This window comes from Actinomadura sp., assembly GCF_044508335.1.
In the GTDB taxonomy this organism is placed as follows: domain Bacteria; phylum Actinomycetota; class Actinomycetes; order Streptosporangiales; family Streptosporangiaceae; genus Spirillospora.
Map to the genome: position 1 here is coordinate 1 of NZ_JBIQHY010000039.1, position 5,824 is coordinate 5,824.

The window sequence follows — 5,824 nt, forward strand, 5'->3', positions numbered from 1 at the left end:
CGCACGCGTAGCGCAGCTCCGGCAGCGCCGCGGCCAGCGCCACCCCCGCCGCCAGGCCCACCGACGTCTCCACCGCGCTCGACACCACCACCGGCAGCCCGCACGCCTCCGCGACCCGCAGCGCCGCCGCGACCCCGCCGAGCGGCTGCACCTTCAGCACCGCCACGTCGGCGGCCTCCGCCGCCCGCACCCGCAGCGGGTCCTCGGCGCGGCGGATCGACTCGTCCGCCGCGATCGGCACGTCCACCCGCCGCCGCACCGCCGCCAGCTCCTCCAGCGTCGCGCAGGGCTGCTCGGCGTACTCCAGCCCCCACCGGTCCAGCGCCCGGATCATCCGGGCGGCGTGACCGACGTCCCAGCCGCCGTTCACGTCGATGCGCACCCGGCCGTCCGGGCCGAGCGCGTCGCGGACGGCCTCCACCCGCGCCATGTCGTCGGCGTCGGTCTGCCCGCGCTCGGCGACCTTCACCTTCGCGGTGCGGCAGCCCGACTCCTTGGCCAGCGCGTGCGCCCGCTCCGGGCCCACCGCCGGGATCGTCGCGTTCACCGGGATCCGGTCGCGGACCGGCGCCGGCCAGCCGTCGCGGGCGGCCTCCCGCGCGGCGGCCAGCCAGCGGGCGCACTCGGCCGGGCCGTACTCGGCGAACGGCGAGAACTCCCCCCAGCCGGCGGGGCCCCGCACCAGGACGCCCTCCCGCCGCGTCACACCGCGGAACCGCGTCCGCATCGGGATGGAGAAGATCCGCACCCGCCGAACCCCCTGAGCTGCCGATTGCCTGCCCGCCGAATGACGGTATTCCGGATCACACCGTGCGTATGAACACTTAGTAGTACCACGGGAAACGCGACCAATCGGGGTCGCGCTTCTCCAGGAACGAGTCGCGGCCCTCGGCCGCCTCGTCGGTGCCGTAGGCCAGCCGCGTCGCCTCCCCGGCGAACACCTGCTGCCCGACCAGCCCGTCGTCGACCAGGTTGAACGCGAACTTCAGCATCCGCTGCGCCGTCGGGCTCTTGCCGTTGACCTTCCGCGCCCACTCCAGCGCCGTGGCCTCCAGCTCGGCGTGCGGGACGACGGCGTTGACCATGCCCATCCGGTGCGCGGCCTCGGCGTCGTAGGTGTCGCCGAGGAAGAAGATCTCGCGGGCGAACTTCTGCCCGACCTGCCGCGCCAGGTACGCCGACCCGAACCCGCCGTCGAAGCTCGCCACGTCCGCGTCGGTCTGCTTGAACCGGGCGTGCTCGCGGCTCGCGAGCGTCAGGTCGCACACCACGTGCAGGCTGTGCCCGCCGCCCGCGGCCCAGCCCGGGACCACGCAGATGACGACCTTGCCCATCATCCGGATCAGCCGCTGCACCTCCAGGATGTGCAGCCGCCCCGCCCGCGCCGGGTCGATCGTGTCGGACGTCTCGCCCTCGGCGTACTTGTAGCCGTCCTTGCCGCGGATGCGCTGGTCGCCGCCCGAGCAGAACGCCCAGCCGCCGTCCTTCGGCGACGGCCCGTTGCCCGTCAGCAGCACGCAGCCGATGTCGCTGGACATCCGCGCGTGGTCCAGCGCCCGGTACAGTTCGTCCACCGTGTGGGGACGGAACGCGTTGCGCACCTCCGGGCGGTCGAACGCCACCCGCACCGTGCCGTGGTCGACGGCCCGGTGGTAGGTGATGTCGGTGAAGCCGAACCCCTCGACCTCTTTCCACGCGTCCGCGTCGAACAGCTCCGAGACCATGTGTTCCTCTCCCTGGTGCCCCGCGCCGGCCGGGGTCGCGGGCGGTCGCGACCCATTCAACCGCCCCGCCGTTTGAACGCGTTCAGCGGGGTCGTCTACGCTGAGGAGATCATGGACCGCCCGCTGCACGCCGTCGTCCTGCCGCCCGGCCCCCGCCTGCTGGACGCCCTGGCGGACGCGCTCGGCGGCGGCCCCGCGATCTGCCCGCTCTCCCCCGATCTTCCCGCACCGGCGCTGCGCGGTCTGCTGGACGCGCTGGCGCCCGACGCGGTCGAGACCCCGGACGGGCTCCTCCCCCGCCCCGGCGCGCACCCGCCCGTGGACGCCGGCACCGCCATGCTGATCGCCACGTCCGGCTCCACCGGCGCCCCCAAGTTCGTCGAGCTGTCCGGGGACGCGCTGCGGCACTCCGCCGCCGGGACCCTCGCCCGGATCGGGGCCCGGCCGGGCGACCGGTGGCTGTGCTGCCTGCCCACCAGCCACATCTCCGGCGTCCAGGTCCTCGTCCGCTCCCTCGTCGCCGGCACCGACCCGGTCATCGCGCCGCGCTTCGACGCCGCGGCCGCCGCGCGCGCCGACGGCCTCCACGTCTCCCTCGTCCCCACCCAGCTGCGCCGCCTGCTGGACACCGGCGCCGACCTGTCGCGGCTCGGCGCGATCGTCCTCGGCGGCGCCGCCGCCGCGCCCGGCCTGCTCGCCGAGGCCCGCGAGCGCGGCGCCCGCGTGTTCACCACCTACGGCATGAGCGAGACCTGCGGGGGCTGCGTCTACGACGGGACGCCCCTGGACGGCATGCGCGTCGCGCTCGGCGACGGCGGCCGCATCCGGCTGGCCGGCCCGTCCCTGTTCACCGGGTACCGGCTGCGCCCCGAGCTGACCGCCGAGGCCAGGGACGGCGACTGGTTCGTCACCCAGGACCTCGGCGCGATCGAGGACGGCCGGCTGCGCGTCCGCGGCCGCGTCGACGACGTGATCAACACCGGCGGGGAGAAGGTCGTCGCCGGGGAGGTGGCCGCCGCGCTGTCGCGCCACCCGGGCGTCCGGGACGTCGTCGTGGTCGGGCGGCCCGACCCCGAATGGGGCGAGCGCGTCACCGCCGTCGTCGTGCCCGCCGCGTCCGCCGCGCCGCGGCTGGCCGAGCTGCGCGCCCTCGTCCGCGAGACGATGCCCGCCTGGGCCGCGCCCCGCGAGCTGGAGCTGGTGGAGGCGATCCCGCTGCTGGCGTCGGGGAAGCCCGACCGCGCCCGCCTCCGCGCCCCCGCGCCCTGACCGCCCGGCGCGCCCGCGCATGACACCGTGACAGGGCGGGGAGAGGACGACCATGGCCGGACAGCGCAGCGGGCAGGCGAACGGCGAGGGCAAGGAGAACGAGAGCCGCCTCACCGTCCTGCTCGCCTTCGGCGCCAACCTCGGCATCGCCGTCGCCAAGGGGTTCGCCGCGCTGGCCACCGGGTCGGCGTCGATGGCCGCCGAGACCGCGCACTCGGTCGCCGACACCTTCAACGAGCTGCTGCTTCTCGTCGGGCTGCGCCGCAGCGGCCGCCCCGCCGACCGCCGCCACCCCCTCGGCTACGGCAAGGAGCGCTACATCTGGACGCTGCTCGTCGCCGTCGCGATCTTCGGGATGGGCGCGCTGTTCTCCTTCTACCAGGGCGTCCAGACCTTCACCGGGCATCCGCCGGACGAGGAGTCCGGCACCCTCGTCGCCTTCGCCGTGCTCGGCGTCGCGTTCGCGCTGGAGGCGGTCTCCTGGCAGCAGGCCCTCCGGCAGGTCCGGGCCGCCGCCCGCGCGGAGGACCTGCCCGTGATCGCCCACATCCGCCGCACCGACGAGCCGACCTCGGTCAGCGTCCTGCTGGAGGACTCCGCGGCCCTGATCGGCGTCCTGATCGCCGCCGCCGCGCTCGGCCTGCACCGGCTGACCGGCTCGGCGGCCTGGGACGGCGCCGGATCCCTGCTCATCGGGGTGCTGCTCACCGCCGTCGCGCTGATCCTCGGCCGCATCAACCTCAACCTGCTGACCGGCTCCCAGGCCGACCCGCGGATCGTCGCCGACGTCCGCGCCCGCCTCGGCGGGGCCCCCGAGGTCGAGTGGGTCGTCGACATCATCACCGTCACGTTCGGCACCGACCGCGTCCTCGCCTGCGCCCGGCTGGACTTCCGCGACGACCTCACCGCCGCCGACATCGAGCGGGCCTGCGTCCGCATGGCGCACGAGCTGCGGGACGCGCACGAGGAGATCGACGAGGTCTTCCTCGAACCCGTCCCCCGAGACGACCCTGACCTGCGCGAACGGGTCATCGCGCGTTATGGTCGGACTCTGCGGCAGAAGGACTCCGGCGGGTAGTGGCCTTCGTCACGCCGTCACCGCCCGGCGCCTTTACGCAGTAAGGTCGGATCGATTCAGGTCAGACCGCATGAAGCGGCCCATCGCGGGCACCAGCAGCTTCTGGATCGTTCCTCCGCGATCCCCCGGCGGGCCGCCGGTCCCGCGGCCGCGGGAACAATGCCCCAGCCGTGCGACGTTCCGTTAAGTGCGTGCGCCACCAGCGAACACACAATCCGCGCCGCACTCACACACCGAAGGGAGGGGGGTGTCCCCATGCCGCGTAGCGCCGTCGAGACCCCGCTCACGGAGTCGGCGGGCCCCGCGCTCAACGAGCTCCTCAAGCGTGGCCGTGCCCAAGGGCGCCTCTCGCTCGACGAGGTGCGGGGGGCCTTCGAGAGCGCCGGGCTCAGCCCGGCCCAGGGCCGTTCCATCCTGCGCGAGCTGTCCGAGGCCGGCATCAGCCTGGCGGGCGAGTCCGACACCGTCCGCAAGACGGCCGCGGCCGCCGACCACGACGGCGGGGAGACCGCCCAGGCTACGGCCGCCCCCGCGAAGAGGCGCGCGCCCCGCAGGGCTTCGGGCAAGACCCCCGGCAACGCGGGCGAGGACGCGGACAAGGACGCCGGCAAGGACGGCAAGGCGGGCGGCAAGGGCGCCGGCCGGGCCGCGAAGCGCGGCGGCGACGCCGCGGACGCGGCCGACGAGGAGTTCGAGGTCACCGAGGTCGAGGCCGCCGACACGCCCACCGACCTGGACGACCAGTCCACCGCCATGGGCGACTCCGTCCACACCTACCTCAAGGCCATCGGCCGCCGCCAGCTGCTCACCGCCGAGCAGGAGGTCGAGCTCGCCAAGCGCATCGAGGCCGGCCTGTACGCCGAGCACAAGCTGGAGAACGAGGACCTCTCCCCCGACCTGCGCGCCGACCTGGAGTGGATCGCCGCCGACGGCCGCCGCGCCAAGGCCCACATGCTGGAGGCCAACCTCCGCCTGGTGGTGTCGGTCGCCAAGAAGTACTCCGACCGCGGCCTGTCGCTGCTGGACGTCGTCCAGGAGGGCAACCTCGGCCTGATCCGCGCCGTGGAGAAGTTCGACTACTCCAAGGGCTACAAGTTCTCCACCTACGCCATGTGGTGGATCCGGCAGGCCATCCAGCGCGGCTTCGCCGACTCCGCCCGCACCATCCGGCTGCCGGTGCACGTGCTGGAGATGCTCAGCAAGCTGAGCCGCGTCGAGCGCGACATGCACCAGCGGCTCGGCCGCGAGCCCACCCCGGAGGAGCTGGCCGCCGAGCTGGACAAGAGCCCCGAGCAGGTCCGCGAGCTGCTGCGCACCAGCCGGCAGCCGATCAGCCTGGACTCCACCATCGGCGAGGACGGCGAGACCCGCATCGGCGACCTCATCGAGGACACCGACAGCCCCGAGGCCTCCGAGCTGGTCGACCGCCAGCTCATGGCCGACCAGCTGCGCCGCACCCTCGACATCCTGTCCCCGCGCGAAGCCAAGATCATGGCGATGCGGTTCGGGCTGTACGACGGGACGCCGCGCACCCTGGACGAGATCGGCAAGGCGCTCGGCCTGACCCGCGAGCGGATCCGCCAGCTGGAGAAGGAGTCGCTGTCCAAGCTGCGGCACCCCAGCAACGCCCGCCCGCTGCTGGACTTCGCCGTCTGACCTCTCCCGCGCCGCGGGGAAGGCCCGCCCGGCCGCTCGGCCGGGCGGGCCTTCCCCGTCTCCGTCCGGCCTCGCGGTCAGCCGGCGCGGCGGTCAG

5 protein-coding genes are annotated in these 5,824 nt (G+C 74.4%); 3 read left to right on the forward strand and 2 right to left on the reverse strand.

Annotated features, from left to right (window positions below; genetic code table 11):
• Positions 1–727 (reverse strand): o-succinylbenzoate synthase (locus tag ACIWVC_RS15905; protein WP_396454271.1); only part of this gene is annotated, 727 nt, incomplete at its 3' end.
• A 97-nt stretch (positions 728–824) separates the two neighbouring features.
• Positions 825–1,724 (reverse strand): 1,4-dihydroxy-2-naphthoyl-CoA synthase, encoded by a 900-nt coding sequence (locus ACIWVC_RS15910; RefSeq protein ID WP_396449903.1) that lies wholly within the window; start codon positions 1,722–1,724, stop codon positions 825–827.
• A gap of 111 nt (positions 1,725–1,835) precedes the next feature.
• On the opposite strand from ACIWVC_RS15910, the gene ACIWVC_RS15915 reads away from it, so the two are divergent.
• The 3 genes from ACIWVC_RS15915 (at position 1,836) to ACIWVC_RS15925 (ending at position 5,727) form a co-directional block, all read left to right on the forward strand.
• Positions 1,836–2,993, forward strand: coding sequence for an AMP-binding protein (locus tag ACIWVC_RS15915; RefSeq protein ID WP_396449904.1), 1,158 nt, complete (start codon positions 1,836–1,838; stop codon positions 2,991–2,993).
• 52 nt (positions 2,994–3,045) lie between these two features.
• Entirely contained in the window at positions 3,046–4,071 is a 1,026-nt protein-coding gene (locus ACIWVC_RS15920; RefSeq protein WP_396449905.1) for a cation diffusion facilitator family transporter, read from the forward strand.
• A 255-nt stretch (positions 4,072–4,326) separates the two neighbouring features.
• Complete coding sequence (locus ACIWVC_RS15925) at positions 4,327–5,727, forward strand: RNA polymerase sigma factor (protein ID WP_396449906.1); 1,401 nt, start codon at positions 4,327–4,329, stop codon at positions 5,725–5,727.
• Positions 5,728–5,824 lie beyond the last annotated feature (97 nt).

Excerpts from the sequence above, each read along its gene's own strand:
- ACIWVC_RS15915 (WP_396449904.1), top strand. The coding sequence starts at position 1,836 with ATGGACCGCCCGCTGCACGCCGTCGTCCTGCCGCCCGGCCCCCGCCTG.
- ACIWVC_RS15910 (WP_396449903.1), bottom strand. The coding sequence starts at position 1,724 with ATGGTCTCGGAGCTGTTCGACGCGGACGCGTGGAAAGAGGTCGAGGGG.
- ACIWVC_RS15920 (WP_396449905.1), top strand. The coding sequence starts at position 3,046 with ATGGCCGGACAGCGCAGCGGGCAGGCGAACGGCGAGGGCAAGGAGAAC.
- ACIWVC_RS15925 (WP_396449906.1), top strand. The coding sequence starts at position 4,327 with ATGCCGCGTAGCGCCGTCGAGACCCCGCTCACGGAGTCGGCGGGCCCC.